Genomic DNA, 16628 nt, shown 5'->3' with positions numbered 1-16628 from the left:
TCGGGACTAACCAAACAAGTGCTTGGTAGGCTACCTTACCGACATGGATCTCACCTACGGCCCGGAGGACGAGGCGTTCCGCGCCGAGGTCCGCTCCTGGCTCGCCGAGCACCTCGTCGGCGAGTTCGCCGACCTGCGCGGCAAGGGTGGGCCGGGGCGCGAGCACGAGGCCCACGCGGAGCGCGTCGCCTGGGACCGCCACCTCGCCGCGCACGGGTGGACCTGCATCGGCTGGCCGCAGGAGTACGGCGGCCGCGGGCTGCCGCTCTTCCAGCAGGTGATCTTCCACGAGGAGTACGCCCGCGCCAACGCGCCGGCACGCGTCAACCACCTCGGTGAGGAGCTGCTCGGGCCCACGCTGATCGCGTTCGGGACGCAGGAGCAGAAGGACCGGTTCCTGCCGAGGATCCGGGCTGTCGAGGAGTTCTGGTGCCAGGGGTACTCCGAGCCCGGGGCCGGGTCGGACCTGTCAGCGGTGTCGACGCGGGCGAAGGTCGAGGGTGACCAGTGGGTCATCGACGGGCAGAAGGTGTGGACCTCGCTGGCGCACCAGTCCGACTGGTGCTTCGTGATCGCGCGGACCGAGCCCGGGTCCACGCGGCACCGCGGGCTGTCCTACCTGCTGGTGCCGATGGACCAGGAGGGTGTCGAGGTGCGGCCGATCGTCCAGCTGACCGGGACGTCGGAGTTCAACGAGGTGTTCTTCTCCGGCGCCCGCACCGACGCCGACCTGGTCGTCGGCGGCGAGGGCAACGGCTGGCAGGTCGCGATGGCCACCCTGGGGTTCGAGCGCGGCGTCTCCACCCTGGGTCAGCAGGTCGGCTTCCAGCGTGAGCTCGACGCGGTGCTCGACCTGGCGCGCGCCAACGGGAGCCTCGAGGACCCCGTGCTGCGTGACCGGCTCGCCCGGGCCCAGGTGGAGCTCGAGGTGATCCGGCTCAACGCGCTGCGCACGCTCTCGGAGGACCAGGCGCCGCAGCAGGCCAGCGTCGCCAAGCTGCTGTGGGCGCGCTGGCACCGCAACCTGGGCGACCTCGCGATGCAGGTGCGCGGCGCCGACTCGCTCTCGACCGGAACCGACTACGACCTCGACGAGTGGCAGCGCCTCTACCTGTTCACCCGGGCTGACACGATCTACGGCGGCTCGGACGAGATCCAGCGCAACGTCCTGGCCGAGCGGGTGCTCGGCCTGCCACGCGAACAGCGACCCACGGAGAGCCGATGACTGCCACCAGGCCCGAACAGCCCACCCCCGACTACGTCCCCCCGCACGACCTGCTCCGCGGCAAGGTGATCGTGGTGACGGCTGCGGCCGGCGCGGGGATCGGCGCGGCCGTCGTACGCCGGGTGCTGGAGGAGGGTGCCCGCGCGGTGATCATCGGCGACACCCACGAGCGTCGTCTCGCCGAGGCGCAGGAGTCGCTGGCCGGGGAGTTCGGGGAGGACCGGGTCCGCTCGCTGGCCTGCGACGTCACCGACGAGGCGCAGGTGCAGGCGCTGGTCGACGCCGCCGACGAGTTCGGCGGGCTCGACGTGATGATCAACAACGCCGGTCTCGGCGGCACCTCCTCCATCCTGGAGATGACCGACGACCAGTGGGGCAAGGTCATCGACATCACCCTGACCGGCACCTTCCGCTGCATCCGCGCGGCGTCGAGGAAGATGGTGGAGAGCGGAAAGCGTGGGGTGATCGTGAACAACGCGTCGGTGATCGGGTGGCGGGCCCAGGAGGGTCAGGCGCACTACGCGGCGGCCAAGGCCGGCGTGATGGCGCTGACCCGCTGCTCGGCGCTCGACGTGGCGCCGCACGGCATCCGGGTCAACGCGGTCTCGCCGAGCCTGGCGATGCACCCCTTCCTGGCCAAGGTCACCTCCGACGACCTGCTGCACGAGCTCAAGCAGCGCGAGGCGTTCGGGCGTGCGGCCGAGCCGTGGGAGGTCGCCAACGTGATGGTGTTCCTGGCCAGCGACTACTCGTCGTACCTCACCGGTGAGGTCGTCTCGGTGAGCAGCCAGCATGCATGATCGCCTCGCCCCAGGAGGTCACGGTGGCTGACGCGCCGAGTGCCGGCCAGGGGAGGACCCGGCGTGAGGAGCTGCTCGCGATCGCGGCGAGGCTCTTCGCCGAGCGGGGGTTCAACAACACCACTGTGCGCGACATCGCCGACGCAGCGGGGATCCTCTCCGGCAGCCTCTACCACCACTTCGACTCCAAGGAGGCGATGGTCGACGAGCTGCTCGACTCCTTCCAGCGCGAGCTGTGGGTGACCTACGACGCCATCGAGGCCTCCGACCGGACCCCGCGCGAGAAGCTCGAGGCCGTGGTCCGGGCCTCGTTCGACGCGATCGACCAGCACCACAGCGAGGTCGCGATCTTCCAGACCGACGCGGCCCACCTCGCCTCCTACGAGCGGTTCGCCTACCTCGGGGAGCGCAACACCCGGTTCCGCAACCTGTGGACCGGGCTGCTCGCCGAGGGGGTCGCGTCCGGCGAGCTGCGCTCGGACCTCGACGTGGAGCTGGTCTACCGGTTCCTGCGCGACACCGTGTGGGTGGCGGTGCGGTGGTACCGGCCCGGCGGAGAGCTGACCCCGCGGCAGGTCGCCGACCAGTACCTGCACATCCTGCTCGACGGAATCGCCACCCGTACGCCGGAATCGAACAACCCGGAATCGAACAACGGAGACACCCATGCCTGAGGCCTACATCGTCGACGCCGTCCGCACCCCCGTCGGCAAGCGCGGCGGGTCCCTCGCCGCGATGCACTCCGCCGACCTCGGCGCGCACGTGCTCACGGCGCTCGTGGAGCGCACCGGGGTGGACCCGGGAGCCGTGGACGACGTGGTGATGGGGTGCTGCGACACGATCGGCTCCCAGGCCGGCGACGTGGCCAGGACGGCCTGGCTGGTCGCCGGACTGCCCGACCACGTGCCCGGCGTGACGATCGACCGCCAGTGCGGTTCCTCCCAGCAGGCGGTGCACTTCGCCGCGCAGGGGGTGATGTCCGGGACCCAGGACCTGGTCGTGGCCGGGGGACTGCAGAACATGTCCGCGATCCCGATCTCGGCGGCGATGCTGGTCGCCCAGCAGTACGGCTTCACCACGCCGTTCGCCGAGTCGCCCGGCTGGGTGGCGCGGTACGGCGACCAGGAGGTCTCGCAGTTCCGCTCCGCGGAGATGATCGCCGAGAAGTGGGACATCAGCCGGGCCGAGATGGAGGAGTTCGCGCTCGCCTCGCACACCCGGGCACGCACCGCCATCGACGAGGGCCGGTTCAAGAACGAGATCGTCGCGGTCACCCTGGCCGACGGACGGGACTTCGAGACCGACGAGTGCCCGCGGGAGACCTCGCTGGAGAAGATGGCCGGGCTCAAGCCGCTCGCCGAGGGCGGCCGGATCACCGCTGCGGTGGCCTCCCAGATCTGCGACGCCTCCTCGGCGATGCTGATCGCCTCCGCTCGTGCGGTCGAGGAGCACGGGCTCACCCCGCGAGCGCGGATCCACCACCTCTCGGTTCGCGGCGACGACCCGGTGTGGATGCTCACCGGCCCGATCCGTGCGACCCGGCACGCCCTGGAGAAGACGGGCCTCTCGGTCTCGGACATCGACCTGTTCGAGTGCAACGAGGCGTTCGCGTCCGTCGTACTCGCCTGGTCGCGGGAGCTCGACGTACCCCTGGAGAAGGTGAACGTCAACGGCGGCGGCATCGCCCTGGGTCACCCGATCGGCGCCACCGGCACCCGCTTGATGACCACGCTGCTCAACGAGCTCGAGCGCACCGGAGGCCGCTACGGCCTGCAGACCATGTGCGAGGGCGGTGGCCAGGCCAACGTGACCATCATCGAGCGCCTGGGCTGAGGTTTCGGGCGGGTGCGGCCTGCCGGTTTCCCAGGTGAACATGGGAATCTGCCTCTTCACACACGGCGTGAGGTGTGTGAAGAGGCAGTTCGGGTTCATCACCTGGGAAACCGTCCCCCACGCCACCGACACCGTGGGGAAGCGGTGACCCGGTGAGTTCCGGCGATGTGCCTGGTCCACCCGCCGGGTTCACCTAGGCTGAGCGCGTGAGTGTGCTGGACGAGGGGCCGTTCTTCCACGGCACGAAGGCCGACCTGCAGGTGGGGGATCTGCTCTCGGCGGGCTTCCGGTCCAACTACCGGCCCGAGATCGTGATGAACCACATCTACTTCACTGCCGGCACCGATGGCGCCGGGCTGGCCGCGGAGCTGGCGGCGGGCGACGGTGAGCCGCGCGTGTACGTCGTCGAGCCGACCGGCGACTTCGAGGACGACCCGAACGTCACGGACAAGAAGTTTCCAGGCAACCCGACCCGGTCCTACCGGAGCACGAGTCCGCTGCGGGTCGTCGGCGAGCTGACCGACTGGACCCGGCTGACCCCCGAGGCGCTCCAGGCCTGGCGCGACCGGCTGAAGGTGATCCTCGAGGAGGAGCACGGCGAGATCATCAACTGATCCGCCGGGCTCATCCGCCGGGCTGATCCGCCGGGCCTGATCCGTGGGCCGGGCATCAGGTCACCCCTGGGCCCGGGCGCGCCACCAGTCGACGGTCTCCTTGGCTGCGACCTCCAGCGGGGTGGGGGACAGGCCGAGCAGCGACTCGCTGTGTGTCGAGTCGAGCACGAACGGGCGCGCGAACTGGTACGACGTCTCGGCGAGCTCGCGGGTCTCGGCCGAGAAGAGGCCGGCTGCCTTGAGCACCCAGGCGGGGATCGCCGAGAGCTTCGGGCTCGGGGCCCCGGCGGCGCGGGCGAACGCCTCGGCGAGCTCGCGCTGGGTAACCGCAGGAGCCGTCGGTGCGTGCAGGAAGCGTCCCCACAGTGACGGGGTCTCAGCCGCGGTGATCATCGCCCGGGCGAGATCGGGGACGTAGGTGAACGAGTGCGGCTGACTGAGGCTGCCCACCACGGCGACCCGCTTGCCGGCCAGCAGCTTCGGGACCAGCCGCTCGCCCGCGTGGGACATGCGCACGCCCGGGCCGTAGAAGTCCGAGGCCGCCACGCTGACCGTCGCGGCGGGGTGGGCGTCACGGGCGCGGAGCAGCTCGGCCCGGACCGCGAGCTTGCCGCGTGTGGCGTTGCGGGGGAGGTCCTCGGTCATCGGCCCGCTGACCGGGCCATAGCTGTAGAGGCTCTCCGGGAAGGTGACGACCGCGCCCGCCTCGGCGGCGGCGTCCATCACCGCCTGCTCGGCGGCAGGGAGCTCGGCACGCCAGGCGGTCGCGGAGTACGCCGAGCCGTGGATCGCGTGATGCACGGCGACCGCGCCGTCGAGATGCCCCGAGAGTGCCTCGCGCCTGGAGACGTCGACCTGACGCCGGTCGATGAGCGCGTGCTCGGGGCCGCTGCAGGAGCGGGTCAGCAGCCGCACGGAATGACCGGACTCGGCCAGCTGAAGGGCGATGGTGGCGCCGACGGGTCCGGCGCCGGTGACGACGTGGACTGCGGGCGTTGGGGTGGTGGACATGACTGGCCTCTCGATGTGGAGTGCGAATGCGAGAGCACTGCTCTCCTTTTGATGGTGCGCCGGGTTGTTCACCAATGTCAAGAGCACCGCTCTCTTTCGTGCCTGGTGCTCGCGGGTCTGCCATGATGGCGCCATGCAGGAGACACCCACCCCGCGCGAGCGGGCGCGAGCACGCACCCTCGAGGACATCACCCAGATCGGGCGCCGGCACCTGGCCACGGAGGGGGCGGCAGCGCTGTCCGTGCGCGCCGTGGCCCGCGACCTCGGTGTGGTGTCCTCGGCGATCTACCGCTACGTCCGCAGCCGCGACGACCTGCTGACGTTGCTGGTCGTCGACGGCTACGACGAGCTCGGTGACCGGGTCGACGCCGCGATCGCCAAGGTGCCGCGGAAGAACCACCGTGGCCGGTTCGTGGCGGCCGGGCGCGCGGTGCGCGAGTGGGCGCTGGCCGAGCCTGCGACGTACGCGCTGCTCTTCGGCAGCCCGGTCCCGGGCTACCAGGCGCCGTCGGAGCGCACGACCGGACCAGGGACGCGGGTGATCGGGGCGCTGGTGCAGCTGTGGGAGGACGCGTGGGTCACCGGTGACGTGCGCCTGCCGGAGGGGTCGGCGGGCGGCGTACCGCGCAAGCTCGCCGCCGACGTGAAGCGGATCCGGGCCGAGTTCCCGATCACGGCCCCGGACGAGCTCGTGGTGCGTGGCGTGCTCAGCTGGGCGGCACTGTTCGGCTGCGTGAGCTTCGAGGTGTTCGGCCAGTACGGCGCGGACACGTTCGCCGCCCCCGAGGTGCTCTTCGACCGCCAGCTGCAGGTGCTCGCCGACACCACCGGTCTTCCCTGAGTGGACGGTGGCGTGGTCCGGTTTCCCAGGTGAACATGGGAAACCGCCTCTTCACACACCGCGTCAGGTGTGCGAAGAGACAGTTCGGGTTCATCACCTGGGAAACTGCCGCCCCCTGGTCCCCGCCCCAAGTCAGACCAGCAGCGACGACGTACGCCGCAGGCAGGCGGCCGCCTCGGTGACCACCCGGTCGACCAGCTCCTCGCAGGTGGGCAGGTCGTCGATCACGCCCACGACTTGGCCGCTGGCCAGCACCCCGGCGCCGGTGTCGCCCTCGACCAGCCCGGCCCGGAGCATCATCGGGGTGTTCGCGGCGAGGGTCATCTGGGCGAGGGTGCGTCCCTGCTCCTTGCGCATCGCGCGGCCGTCGACCGCGAGCTCGCGCCAGGACATCCCGCTCATCCTCTTGAACTCCAGGGTCCGGCGAGCGGTGGGCGCGAGCCGCCTGAGCCCGCTGCTCTCCTCGACCTCCTCGACGAGCTCGGTGCGCAGCATCCGGTGCGGCATCCCGTCGACCTTCGCGGTGACGACGGTGCCGTTCAGGTCGGCCTCGAGGTAGCGCTGCTTCACCGCGTCGGGCACGGTCGAGTCCTGGGTGAGCAGGAAGCGGGTGCCCATGCCGATGCCGGCGGCGCCGTAGGAGAGTGCGGCGGCCAGCCCGCGGCCGTCGAAGAACCCGCCCGCGGCCACCACCGGGATGTCCACGGCGTCCAGGACGGTCGGCAGCAGCAGCGTCGTGGGCACGCTGCCGGTGTGGCCGCCGCCCTCGCCGCCCTGGATCATCACGGCGTCCGCGCCCCAGCCCGCGACCTTCTCGGCGTGCCGGGCGGCACCGACGCTGGGCATCACCACGATGCCGTGGTCCTTGAGCTTGGCGATCAGCTCCTTCTTCGGCGCCAGCGCGAACGAGGCCACCTTCACGCCGTGCTTGATCAGCAGGTCGACCCGCGCGGGAGCGTCACCGGCGTCCGCGCGCAGGTTGACCCCGAAGGGCTGCTGGGTGCGGCTCTTCACCTCGAGGATCGCCCGCTCGAGCTCCTCGAAGGTCATCGTGGCGCTGGCCAGGATGCCGAGGCCGCCGGCGTTCGCCGTACCGACGACCAGACGGGGCCCGGCGACCCAGCCCATTCCGGTCTGCACGACGGGATGGCGTACGCCGGCCAGGTCGGTCAGCGGTGTGCGGAGCAGCTGCTCGATCACCGGGTCGTCTCCTGGGCCTGCTCCGCCTTCTTCTCCACCGGCGGGACCTCGCGGTCGCGCAGGTTCTTCGGGTCGAGCAGGTCCCGGATCAGCATCAGCTCGCCGGGTGAGGGGTCGCGCGTGAACGGGACGTCGCCGGCCGCTGTGTCCGGCAAGGCGATCTCGAACGCCGAGGCATCCTGGACCTCCTCGACGGTGACTCCTGGGTGCACCGAGACCAGCCGCATCGTGTGCCCGGGGCCCTCGAAGTCGAAGACGCCGAGGTTGCTCACCACGCGGTGCACCTGGTGGAACCTGGTGGCCGCGGGCCCGGCGGCCTCGGCGCGGGTCCGGCCGACGCCCGAGACGATGTCGACCTGCTCGACGAACACGCGCGCCGAGTGCTTGGGCACCCAGTAGGACGTCTTGTTGTTCACCGTGTTGCCCGGAGCGCCGCGCACGCCGAGGAGCTGCCGCTTGGGCTGGGCCCAGTCGCCGATGGCGGAGATGTTCTGGTTGCCCTCGCGGTCGATCTGGGTGGCGCCCATCATCACGTGGCGCTTGCCGTAGGTGACCACGGACTCGAGCACCAGCCGGAACGGCATCCAGCCCTCGACGACGTCGTTGGTGACACCCAGTGGGGGAGCGCCCTGGAGGATGCGGGCCTCGCCGTCGGTGATCATCAGCAGCGGGTTGCTGGTCAGCTTCGCCAGCCGCGCCCCCAGGCTCGGGAGCAGCCCCATCGGGCTGCCCATGATCTCGCCGTCGTCGGCGAAGCAGTCCGCGATCGCGACCGCGCAGTACTCCGCCCTGCTGATCTCGCTCACTTGTCCTCCTCGTGGAACGCCCGCACCGCGTCCTGGTAGTCCTGCTCGCTGCCGGAGAGGAAGCGCTCGGCGAACGCGGCCCAGTCCTCGGGGGTCCTTGCCGCAGTCGCGTAGGCCTTCTGGAACTTCTCGTCCCGCTCGTAGGTGGGCGTGCACGTGGTGAAGTGCGCGCCGTTCGGCGTCTCCACGACCCCGGTGACCATGGTCCGGTTGAGCAGCATCGTCTGCAGCGCGGCGTCCTGGGTCAGGCCGGCCGTGTCGACGACCTGCTCGGTGGAGACGAAGGTCTCGGTGGCCGCCATCGCGAACAGGTCGTCGAAGTAGGGGTCCGGGCCGAGGTACTGCGCGTTGCCGTACTGGTCGGCACGGTTCATGTGCACCAGCGCGACGTCGAGCTCCAGCGCGGGTACGGCGACCAGCTCCTGTCCGTCGTCGTACGGGCTCGTCACGGTGCGCAGCGTGGGGTCGTTCTCCAGTACGGCGGAGCCCAGCCCGGCCCGCATGGGCAGGAACGGCAGCCGTTGCGCAGCCGCGCGGAGCCCGGTGGCGAACATGCCCTCGTCCCACTCGCGGAACGACGCGGTGGCCTCCTGCCGGGCCCGGGAGAACAGCGGCTCCAGCGGGATCGAGTCCAGGGTCGCGAAGGCGTACACCACCTTGCTCGCCTTCCCGGCCTGCAGCAGCAGACCCACGTCGGGGCCGGCGTAGGAGACGATCGTGAGGTCCTCCAGATCGCTGCGCAGGATCTCGCGGACCAGCGCCATCGGCTTGCGGCGCGACCCCCAGCCGCCGATGCCGACGGTCATCCCGTCCTTGATGCGCCCGACCACGTCCTGGGCCGTCATCACCTTGCTGGGCATGCTCACTGGTTGCGCTCCTCGGTGGTCGATCCTGTGGAGACCCGGGTCCCCTTCTCGGTCCCCGCGCTCTGCCCACTCACAAACCGGTCACGGTGCTCGTCCGCGACCCCGGCGAGGTTGAGCTCCATCGTGAAGCCCTGCTCGAACCGGTAGCTGCGGTTGACGTCGACCGGGTCGATCCCGTTGATCGCCTCCTTGGCCATCCGGATCACCCGGGTGTCCTTGCGGGCGATCTCGGCCGCGACGGCCATCGCAGCGTCGTCGAGCTGGTCGCGGGGGACCACCTCGAGCACGGAGCCGTGCTGGACCAGGTCGGCGGCCGCGATGTTGCGCCCGGTGAAGTAGAGGGTGCGCATCAGGTGGGGCGGGACCATCCGGGCCAGGTGCGTGGCCGCGCCGAGCGCGCCGCGGTCCACCTCGGGGATCCCGAAGAACGCGTCGTCGCTGGCCACGATGCAGTCGGCGTTGCCGACCAGGCCGACGCCACCGCCGACGCAGAACCCGTTGACCGCCGCGATCACCGGGACCGAGCACTCGTAGACGGCCTTGAACGCGGCGAAGCAGCCACGGTTGGCCCCGATCAGTGCGTCGAAACCCTCGGTGTGCTGCATCTCCTTGATGTCCACCCCGGCGTTGAAGCCCTTGCCCTCGGCGCGCAGCACCACGACGTGGGTCGACTGGTCGCGGCTGGCGACGTCGAGTGCGTCCGCGAGGTCGAACCAGGCCTGGACCGGCAGGGCGTTGACCGGCGGGTAGGCGACGGTGATCACCCGGATCCCGCTCTCGTCGAGCTGACTGGAGATGCCCATGTCCTGACCCCTGACCGTGGAGGTTGACGACCCGGTGAGTACCGAACCTAACGCTTGCTTGGTACCCTAGCAGTCGCCCGGCTCATCCGCCGATGCCTGCCGCACACCCTCAGGAGACGCCGTGAGCCTGGAACTCGACCTCACCGGACGGGTCGCCCTGGTCACCGGCGGCAGCCAGGGGATCGGCGCCGGGATCACCCGGGTGCTGGTGGCAGCAGGCGCGAGCGTGGTGACCTGCGCCCGCTCCGCCGTCGAGTCCCCGGCTCCCGGGACCACGCACGTGCAGTGCGACGTCCGCGACCCCGACGCGGTGGCCGCGATGGTCGCCGACCTCGTCCGCGAGCACGGCCGTCTCGACGTCCTGGTGAACAACGCCGGCGGCTCGCCGTACGCCCCGGCCGCGGACGCCTCCCCGCGGTTCCTCGAGAAGGTCCTGGGCCTGAACCTCACCGCGCCGCTGCTCGTCGCGCAGGCCGCCAACCGGGTGATGCAGCAGCAGGAGACCGGCGGCGCGATCGTGAACATCTCCTCGGTTTCCGCGCTGCGGCCCTCGCCGGGCACCGCGGCGTACGGCGCTGCCAAGGCCGGCGTGGACAGCCTGACCCGCTCGCTCGCCGTGGAGTGGGGACCGAAGGTGCGGGTCAACAGCATCGATGTCGGGCTGTGCCGCACCGAGCAGACCACCGACCACTACGGCGGGGACGCGACCGTTGCGGCGATCGAGCGGACCATCCCGCTGGGCCGGATGGCCGACCCGGCCGAGATCGGCAACGTGGTCTGCTTCCTGGCCTCCGACCTGGCCTCCTACGTCTCCGGCGCCACCGTGGAGTGCCACGGCGGCGGCGAACCCCCCGCTTTCCTGATCGCCCAGAAAGACCTCCAGAGCGTGCCCGCCGAAGCCAAGGAGAACCGATGACCCGCATCCTCGAAGGACGCACCGCGATCGTGACCGGCGCCGGACGGGGGATCGGCCGCGCGCACGCGCTCGAGCTCGCCCGCCAGGGTGCCCAGGTCGTGGTCAACGACCTCGGCACCTCCGGGTCGGGGGAGGGGTCGGCGTCCGAGGTGGCCCACGAGGTGGTGGCCGAGATCGAGGCGCTCGGGGGAGCCGCGGTCGCCAACGGCGCCGACGTCGCGGACTTCGCGCAGGCCGAGGCGATGGTGCACCAGGCGATCGAGACGTTCGGCGGCCTGGACATCCTGGTGAACAACGCCGGCTTCGTGCGCGACCGGATGCTGGTGAACACCTCCGAGGAGGAGTGGGACGCCGTGATCCGGGTGCACCTCAAGGGTCACTTCGCACCCCTGCGGCACGCCGGTGCGTGGTGGCGTACCGAGGCCAAGGAAGGCCGGCAGCGCGCGGCCCGCGTGATCAACACCTCCTCCGGCGCGGGGATGCAGGGCTCGATCGGGCAGACCACCTACTCCGCCGCGAAGGCCGGGATCGCGGGGATGACCCTGGTCGCTGCCGCCGAGCTGGGCCGCTACGGGGTGAACGTCAACGCGATCGCGCCGGTGGCCCGCACCCGGATGACCGAGGGCGCGTTCCCCGAGATGATGGCCGAGGGGTCGGGCGGGTTCGACGCGATGGACCCGGCCAACAACTCACCCGTGGTCGCGTGGCTGGCCTCGGCCGACTGCGAGATCACCGGGCGCGTGCTCGAGATCGAGGGCGGGCAGATCTGCGTGGAGGAGGGTTGGCGCCACGGGCCGCGCAAGGACATCGGTCGTCGCTGGGAGGCGGGCGAGGTGGGTCCCGCGGTCAGGGAGCTGATCGAGCAGGCGGCGACCCCCGACCCGGTCTACGGGACCTGAGGCCCGCCGGCACACGGAGCCTCAGCCGCGGACCAGCCGTTTCAGGGCAAGGCGTGCCAGCGGGGCGTAGCCCAGGATCACCGGCAGCGGCCCGTGCACCCGCAGCCACGTGGCCGCCCCGGTGGGCTGTGCGGTCACCCCGTGCTCGAGCAGCAGGCTGAGGGGACCGAGCTGCGCCCGCCAGGACCATTCCTTGGTCACCTCGTCCACGGCCAGCACCCGGAAGGGGACAGCGAGCGTGGGGCGGGGGAGCAGGCCGGCGCGCACGGTGCCGCTGCCACCGGCCACGAGCCGGTCCATCGTGGTGTCCACGCGTTGGATCTGCGGGGCCCACGTGGACCAGAGGCCCGGATCGGCGTACCGCTCCCAGGCGAGCGTGACGGGTGCCACTCCCTGAGCGTGCAGGGTGAGGGCGGCCATCTCATTGACGTTAGCCGATCGCTACTTTGGGCATGTTGGCGTCGAGCAGACCGCGCCGCCCCGCCACGGGGCACCGGCCCGTAGACGAGCCGCCCGCGAGGGCGACACGAGGAGACACCATGACCAGCTTCACCGCGAGCAACAACTCCGCCGCCACGCTGAAGTCCACCCGGAAGGACGTCTGGGCCGCGTTGACGGACCCGGAGCTGCTCCCCAAGCTGACCCCCTACCTGCAGCGCATCGACGTCGACGGCGACCGGTGGACCTGGCACGTCACCAAGGTCCCCGTCCTGGGCAAGAACATCGGCTCGGTCTTCACCGAGGTGATGACCTTCGACGAGCCCAAGCGGATCGGCTTCGAGCACGACCCCCAGCGCACCGAGGAGAAGACCCACGTCCAGGGGGAGTACCAGCTCGAGGAGGCCGGGTCGGGGACGCGCGTCTCGATCGACCTCGGCGTGACCGTCGAGCTGCCCTTCCCCAAGGCCATGCGCGCTCCGGTCGAGGGCGCGATCCGCGCCGTGATGGCCGGCATGGGCAAGCGCTTCGCCCACAACCTGTTGCGGCACCTGGGCGAGAAGTGAGGATCCTCGTCCTCGGGGCGACCGGCTACGTCGGCTCCCGCGTGGTGCCCGCGCTGCTGGAGGCGGGCCACCAGGTGGTCGCGGCCTCGTCCTCGAGGCCGGCACCCGAGCGGTTCTCCTGGGGTCGCCGGGTCGACTGGGCCACGTGCGACGTCACCGACGAGGCGGCGGTACGTCGCGCGCTCGCCGGCGTCGACGGCGTCTGCTACCTGGTGCACTCGCTGAGCTCACGCGGGTTCGTGGACCGCGACCGGCTCGGCGCCGAGACCGTGCGGGACGCGCTCGCGCGCACCGACGTACGCCGGATCGTCTATCTCTCCGGCCTGGTCCCCGACGTCGCGGCCGAAGACCTCTCGCGGCACATCTCCTCCCGGCTCGAGGTCGAGGAGGTGCTCGAGGAGGCCGAGGGCCCCGAGCGGAGCGTGCTCTCCCTGCGCGCAGGCGTCGTGATCGGCGCCGGCTCCACCTCCTTCGAGGTGATCCGCCAGCTGGCCACGCTGCTGCTGGTTCAGCCCGTACCCGGCTGGCTGCGGCACAAGGTGCAGCCGATCGCGGTCAGCGACGTGCTCCGCGCGATGGTCGAGGCCTTCGCTGAGTCGAACGCAGGTCTGGCGAAGCGCAGCGGCGCCGTGGACATCGGAGGTCCCGACGTGCTGCCGTACGCCGACCTGCTCGGTCACTGCTCGCGCGCCTCGGGGCTGCTGCGGTTGCGGGTACCCACGATCCGGGTGCCGGCACCCCTGGTCGGGCTCGGGGCCGCGGCGCTCTCGGCCGCTCCGTTCTGGACGGTGACCGCGCTGATCGCGAGCCTGCGCCACGACATGGTCTGCCGGGTCGGACACACCTGGGTGCCGCAGGACGGCAAGCCGCTGATGGGGGTGCGCGAGGCGATGGAGCTCGCGCTCGGCCCGGTCGGCAGCTCGCCCGAGGCGGCCCTGGCCAGCGATCCCGGCTGGACCCGGATGCGTGCCCCGGTCCTCGACGAGCTCCGGGCGCCGGCGACCGTGCGCGCCGGTGCCAGCCTCGCGCTGCACCGGGCCCGGTCCCTGCTCGGTCACGCGGCGTCGTGACGGTGGCTCGGGTCGGGACGCCCGCGTAGTCTCGCAAGCGTGAGTGTCACAACCCCCCTGACCATCACCCTGCAGGACCGGTTCGCCCAGGCGCTGCCGGAGCTGGCCGTGCCCTGGCAGGCGGAGGAGGCCCCCGAGCCCCGGCTGCTGGTGCTCAACGAGCCGCTGGCCGACGAGCTCGGCCTGGACCCGCGGTCCCTGCGCACCCCCGACGGTGTCCAGCTGCTGCTGGGTACGAAGGTGCCTGACGGTGCCCACCCGGTGGCCCAGGGCTACGCGGGGCACCAGTTCGGCGGCTACTCCCCGCGGTTGGGCGACGGCCGGGCCCTGCTGCTCGGAGAGCTCCTCGACCGCGACGGACGGCTCCGGGACCTGCACCTGAAGGGCTCGGGACGCACCCCGTTCGCCCGTGGCGGTGACGGTCTGGCTGCTGTCGGGCCGATGCTGCGCGAGTACGTCGTCGCCGAGGCGATGCACGCACTGGGCATCCCGACCACCAGGTCGCTGGCCGTGGTCGCCACCGGCCGGCGCGTGCAGCGGGAGACCGTCCTCCCCGGCGCGGTGCTCGCCCGGGTGGCGAGCAGCCACCTGCGGGTGGGCAGCTTCCAGTACGCCCGGGCGACCGGCGACGACGCCCTGCTGCGCCGCCTGGCCGACCACGCGATCGAACGTCACCACCCGCAGGCCGCCGGAGCGCCGCAGCCCTACCTCGCGCTCTTCGACGCGGTCGTGGCCGCACAGGCGGAGCTGGTGGCGAGGTGGATGCTGGTGGGCTTCGTCCACGGCGTGATGAACACCGACAACATGACGATCTCCGGCGAGACGATCGACTACGGCCCGTGCGCGTTCATGGAGGCCTTCGACCCGGCCACCGTGTACAGCTCCATCGACGAGGGCGGGCGCTACGCCTACGGGATGCAGCCGGTCGCCGCCGAGTGGAACCTCGCCCGTCTCGCGGAGGCGCTGCTGCCGCTCCTGCACGAGGAGCAGGAGCAGGCCGTGGCGATGGCGGTGGAGTCGCTGGGCCGGTTCCGGACGTCGTACTCCGACGCCTGGTCGGAGGGGATGCGGGCCAAGATCGGCCTGCCCGAGGGCCTGGAGGAGGAGCTGTCGCGCCAGCTGGTCAACGAGCTGCTGGAGCTGATGCACCACAACCACGTGGACCACACGTCGTTCTACCGCGACCTGGCCGTGGCCGCGCGCGGCCAGACCGAGCCGGTGCGTGGGGTGTTCCTCGACCTCGCGGCATTCGACCAGTGGCTGGAGCGCTGGCGGGCGCTGGGCCCGGACCCGGACGCGATGGACCGGGTGAACCCCCTCTACGTGCCCCGCAACCACCTGGTCGAGGAGGCGCTGGCCGCAGGGACCCTGGGCGACACCGGCCCGCTCGAGCAGCTGCTGTCCGCGGTCACCTCGCCCTTCGACGAGCGCCCCGGCCTCGAGCGGTACGCCGAGCCCGCCCCGAAGGACTTCGGGGACTACCGGACCTTCTGCGGGACCTGAGTCAGACCCGCTCGATGACCGTGCCGGTCGCCATGGCGCCGCCGGCGCACATGGAGATCAGGGCGCGGGTGGCGTCGCGGCGCTCGAGCTCGTGCAGTGCGGTGGTGATCAGCCGGGTGCCGGTGGAGCCGACGGGATGGCCCAGGGCGATCGCGCCGCCGTTGACGTTGGTCTTGTCGAGGTCGGCGCCGGTCTGCTGCGCCCAGGAGAGTACGACGGCCGCGAATGCCTCGTTGACCTCGAAGAGGTCGAAGTCGTCCAGGGTCATCCCGGTGCGCTGGAGGATCCGACGGGTCGCGTCGATGGGGCCGTCGAGGTGGTAGTAGGGGTCGGACCCGACCAGCGCGTGGTCCACGATCCGCGCCCGCGGGGTCAGGCCGAGGGACGCGGCGAGGTCGGAGTCCATCAGCAGCACCGCCGAGGCGCCGTCGCTGATCTGCGAGGAGGTGCCGGCGGTGTGCAGGCCGTCGGGGAGCACGCTGCGCAGCCGGGCGAGGCCCTCGAGCGTGGTCTCCCGGAGTCCCTCGTCGGCCGAGACCGTCCGGGTCTCCCCGGTCGGCTTCCCGCTCTCCTTGTCGATCACCGGGGCGTCGAGGGGAGCGATCTCCCGGGTGAACCGGCCCTCGTCGACCGCGACCCGGGCCTTGTGCTGGGAGGCCGCACCGAACTGCTCGAGGTCCTCGCGGGTGAGGCCGCGGTTGCCGGCGATCCGGTCGGCCCCCAGGAACTGGTTGGGCATGTCGATGGACCACGACTCCGGCCGGGGGTCGCCCGCCCCCGGAGGGACGTTGGCGCCCAGCGGGATCCGGCTCATCGACTCCACGCCGCAGGCGATGCCCACCTTGATCGTGTCCGCCTTGATCATGTCGTGCACCAGGTGCGCTGCCTGCTGCCCCGAACCGCACTGGGCGTCGATCGTGGTGGCGCCGGTCGGCTGGGGGAGCCCCGCGTGCAGCCACGCGCGACGGACCATGTCGTTGGACTGCTCGCCGGCCTGGGAGACGCAGCCACCGACAACCTGCTCGACGAGCTCGGGGTCCACGCCCGCGCGAGCAAGCACCTCGCGCTGGACGAAGCCGAGCAGCTCGCCGGGGTGCACCCCGGCCAGCCCCCCGTTGCGCTTGCCGAGGGGAGTGCGGACGGCGTCGATGATGACCGGAGTACCCATGGTGCAAAACTAGAACACGTTCTGGTTAGCGGCAAACCCCGCACTCGATCGGGCGTGGGCATCCCTTCC

At 71.5% G+C, this 16628-nt stretch carries 18 protein-coding genes; 11 read left to right on the top strand and 7 right to left on the bottom strand.

Features of this window, described 5'->3' with window-relative positions:
* Nucleotides 1-43: 43 nt before the first annotated feature.
* From AC4BGB_RS02470 to arr, 5 genes are all read left to right on the top strand, one after another.
* Complete coding sequence (locus tag AC4BGB_RS02470; protein ID WP_490544410.1) at nt 44-1225, top strand: acyl-CoA dehydrogenase family protein; 1182 nt, start codon at nt 44-46, stop codon at nt 1223-1225.
* A complete protein-coding gene (locus AC4BGB_RS02465; RefSeq protein WP_490544408.1) occupies nt 1222-2025 on the top strand; it encodes an SDR family oxidoreductase in 804 nt (267 codons plus the stop codon). The genes AC4BGB_RS02470 and AC4BGB_RS02465 overlap by 4 nt, the downstream gene beginning before the upstream one ends.
* Nucleotides 2022-2699 (top strand): TetR/AcrR family transcriptional regulator, encoded by a 678-nt coding sequence (locus AC4BGB_RS02460; RefSeq protein ID WP_490544407.1) that lies wholly within the window; start codon nt 2022-2024, stop codon nt 2697-2699. Before AC4BGB_RS02465 ends, AC4BGB_RS02460 begins: the two co-directional genes overlap by 4 nt.
* The gene (locus tag AC4BGB_RS02455) at nt 2692-3858 is read left to right on the top strand and encodes an acetyl-CoA C-acetyltransferase (protein ID WP_490544405.1); all 1167 of its coding nucleotides are present in this window, start codon (nt 2692-2694) and stop codon (nt 3856-3858) included. The genes AC4BGB_RS02460 and AC4BGB_RS02455 overlap by 8 nt, the downstream gene beginning before the upstream one ends.
* A 206-nt stretch (nt 3859-4064) precedes the next feature.
* Nucleotides 4065-4472: an NAD(+)--rifampin ADP-ribosyltransferase gene (arr, locus tag AC4BGB_RS02450; protein ID WP_490544403.1), complete on the top strand. Its 408-nt coding sequence runs from the start codon at nt 4065-4067 to the stop codon at nt 4470-4472.
* A 60-nt stretch (nt 4473-4532) separates the two neighbouring features.
* On the opposite strand, the gene AC4BGB_RS02445 is transcribed toward arr, so the two are convergent.
* A complete protein-coding gene (locus tag AC4BGB_RS02445; protein ID WP_490544401.1) occupies nt 4533-5483 on the bottom strand; it encodes an NAD-dependent epimerase/dehydratase family protein in 951 nt (316 codons plus the stop codon).
* 133 nt (nt 5484-5616) lie between these two features.
* On the opposite strand from AC4BGB_RS02445, the gene AC4BGB_RS02440 reads away from it, so the two are divergent.
* Nucleotides 5617-6324, top strand: a complete 708-nt coding sequence (locus tag AC4BGB_RS02440; RefSeq protein ID WP_490544400.1) for a TetR/AcrR family transcriptional regulator — start codon at nt 5617-5619, stop codon at nt 6322-6324.
* 132 nt (nt 6325-6456) lie between these two features.
* Here AC4BGB_RS02440 and AC4BGB_RS02435 read toward each other — a convergent pair whose 3' ends face one another.
* Genes AC4BGB_RS02435 through AC4BGB_RS02420 form a run of 4 tightly spaced genes read right to left on the bottom strand, consistent with a single transcriptional unit; the run spans nt 6457 to nt 9999 of the window.
* Nucleotides 6457-7524 (bottom strand): NAD(P)H-dependent flavin oxidoreductase, encoded by a 1068-nt coding sequence (locus AC4BGB_RS02435; protein WP_490544398.1) that lies wholly within the window; start codon nt 7522-7524, stop codon nt 6457-6459.
* Nucleotides 7521-8330 carry a CoA-transferase subunit beta gene (locus AC4BGB_RS02430; protein WP_490544396.1) on the bottom strand — a complete coding sequence of 270 codons (810 nt, stop codon included), beginning with the start codon at nt 8328-8330 and terminating at the stop codon, nt 7521-7523. The genes AC4BGB_RS02435 and AC4BGB_RS02430 overlap by 4 nt, the downstream gene beginning before the upstream one ends.
* On the bottom strand, nt 8327-9190 hold the full coding sequence (locus AC4BGB_RS02425) for a CoA transferase subunit A (protein ID WP_490546772.1): 864 nt from the start codon (nt 9188-9190) through the stop codon (nt 8327-8329). The genes AC4BGB_RS02430 and AC4BGB_RS02425 overlap by 4 nt, the downstream gene beginning before the upstream one ends.
* A 2-nt stretch (nt 9191-9192) precedes the next feature.
* The gene (locus AC4BGB_RS02420; protein ID WP_490544394.1) at nt 9193-9999 is read right to left on the bottom strand and encodes an enoyl-CoA hydratase family protein; all 807 of its coding nucleotides are present in this window, start codon (nt 9997-9999) and stop codon (nt 9193-9195) included.
* A 121-nt stretch (nt 10000-10120) separates the two neighbouring features.
* Here AC4BGB_RS02420 and AC4BGB_RS02415 point away from each other — a divergent pair, with 121 nt between their 5' ends.
* Complete coding sequence (locus AC4BGB_RS02415; protein WP_490544392.1) at nt 10121-10915, top strand: SDR family oxidoreductase; 795 nt, start codon at nt 10121-10123, stop codon at nt 10913-10915.
* Nucleotides 10912-11814, top strand: a complete 903-nt coding sequence (locus tag AC4BGB_RS02410) for an SDR family oxidoreductase (RefSeq protein WP_490544390.1) — start codon at nt 10912-10914, stop codon at nt 11812-11814. Before AC4BGB_RS02415 ends, AC4BGB_RS02410 begins: the two co-directional genes overlap by 4 nt.
* 21 nt (nt 11815-11835) lie before the next feature.
* On the opposite strand, the gene AC4BGB_RS02405 is transcribed toward AC4BGB_RS02410, so the two are convergent.
* Complete coding sequence (locus AC4BGB_RS02405; protein ID WP_490544388.1) at nt 11836-12234, bottom strand: SRPBCC family protein; 399 nt, start codon at nt 12232-12234, stop codon at nt 11836-11838.
* A gap of 119 nt (nt 12235-12353) precedes the next feature.
* On the opposite strand from AC4BGB_RS02405, the gene AC4BGB_RS02400 reads away from it, so the two are divergent.
* The 3 genes from AC4BGB_RS02400 to AC4BGB_RS02390 are packed head-to-tail and all read left to right on the top strand — an operon-like array spanning nt 12354 to nt 15391.
* Nucleotides 12354-12818 (top strand): SRPBCC family protein, encoded by a 465-nt coding sequence (locus AC4BGB_RS02400; RefSeq protein ID WP_490544387.1) that lies wholly within the window; start codon nt 12354-12356, stop codon nt 12816-12818.
* Nucleotides 12815-13888 carry an NAD-dependent epimerase/dehydratase family protein gene (locus tag AC4BGB_RS02395; RefSeq protein ID WP_490544385.1) on the top strand — a complete coding sequence of 358 codons (1074 nt, stop codon included), beginning with the start codon at nt 12815-12817 and terminating at the stop codon, nt 13886-13888. The genes AC4BGB_RS02400 and AC4BGB_RS02395 overlap by 4 nt, the downstream gene beginning before the upstream one ends.
* Nucleotides 13889-13927: 39 nt before the next feature.
* Nucleotides 13928-15391 (top strand): protein adenylyltransferase SelO, encoded by a 1464-nt coding sequence (locus AC4BGB_RS02390; RefSeq protein ID WP_490544383.1) that lies wholly within the window; start codon nt 13928-13930, stop codon nt 15389-15391.
* Between the two features lies 1 nt (nt 15392).
* On the opposite strand, the gene AC4BGB_RS02385 is transcribed toward AC4BGB_RS02390, so the two are convergent.
* Nucleotides 15393-16559 (bottom strand): steroid 3-ketoacyl-CoA thiolase, encoded by a 1167-nt coding sequence (locus AC4BGB_RS02385; RefSeq protein WP_490544380.1) that lies wholly within the window; start codon nt 16557-16559, stop codon nt 15393-15395.
* Between the last annotated feature and the right edge of the window lie 69 nt (nt 16560-16628).

The sequence above is a fragment of the Nocardioides sp. Z30_9 genome, assembly GCF_058215735.1.
Note: the sequence above shows the minus strand (reverse complement) of the source record. Positions and strands in the feature narration are given on the sequence as shown.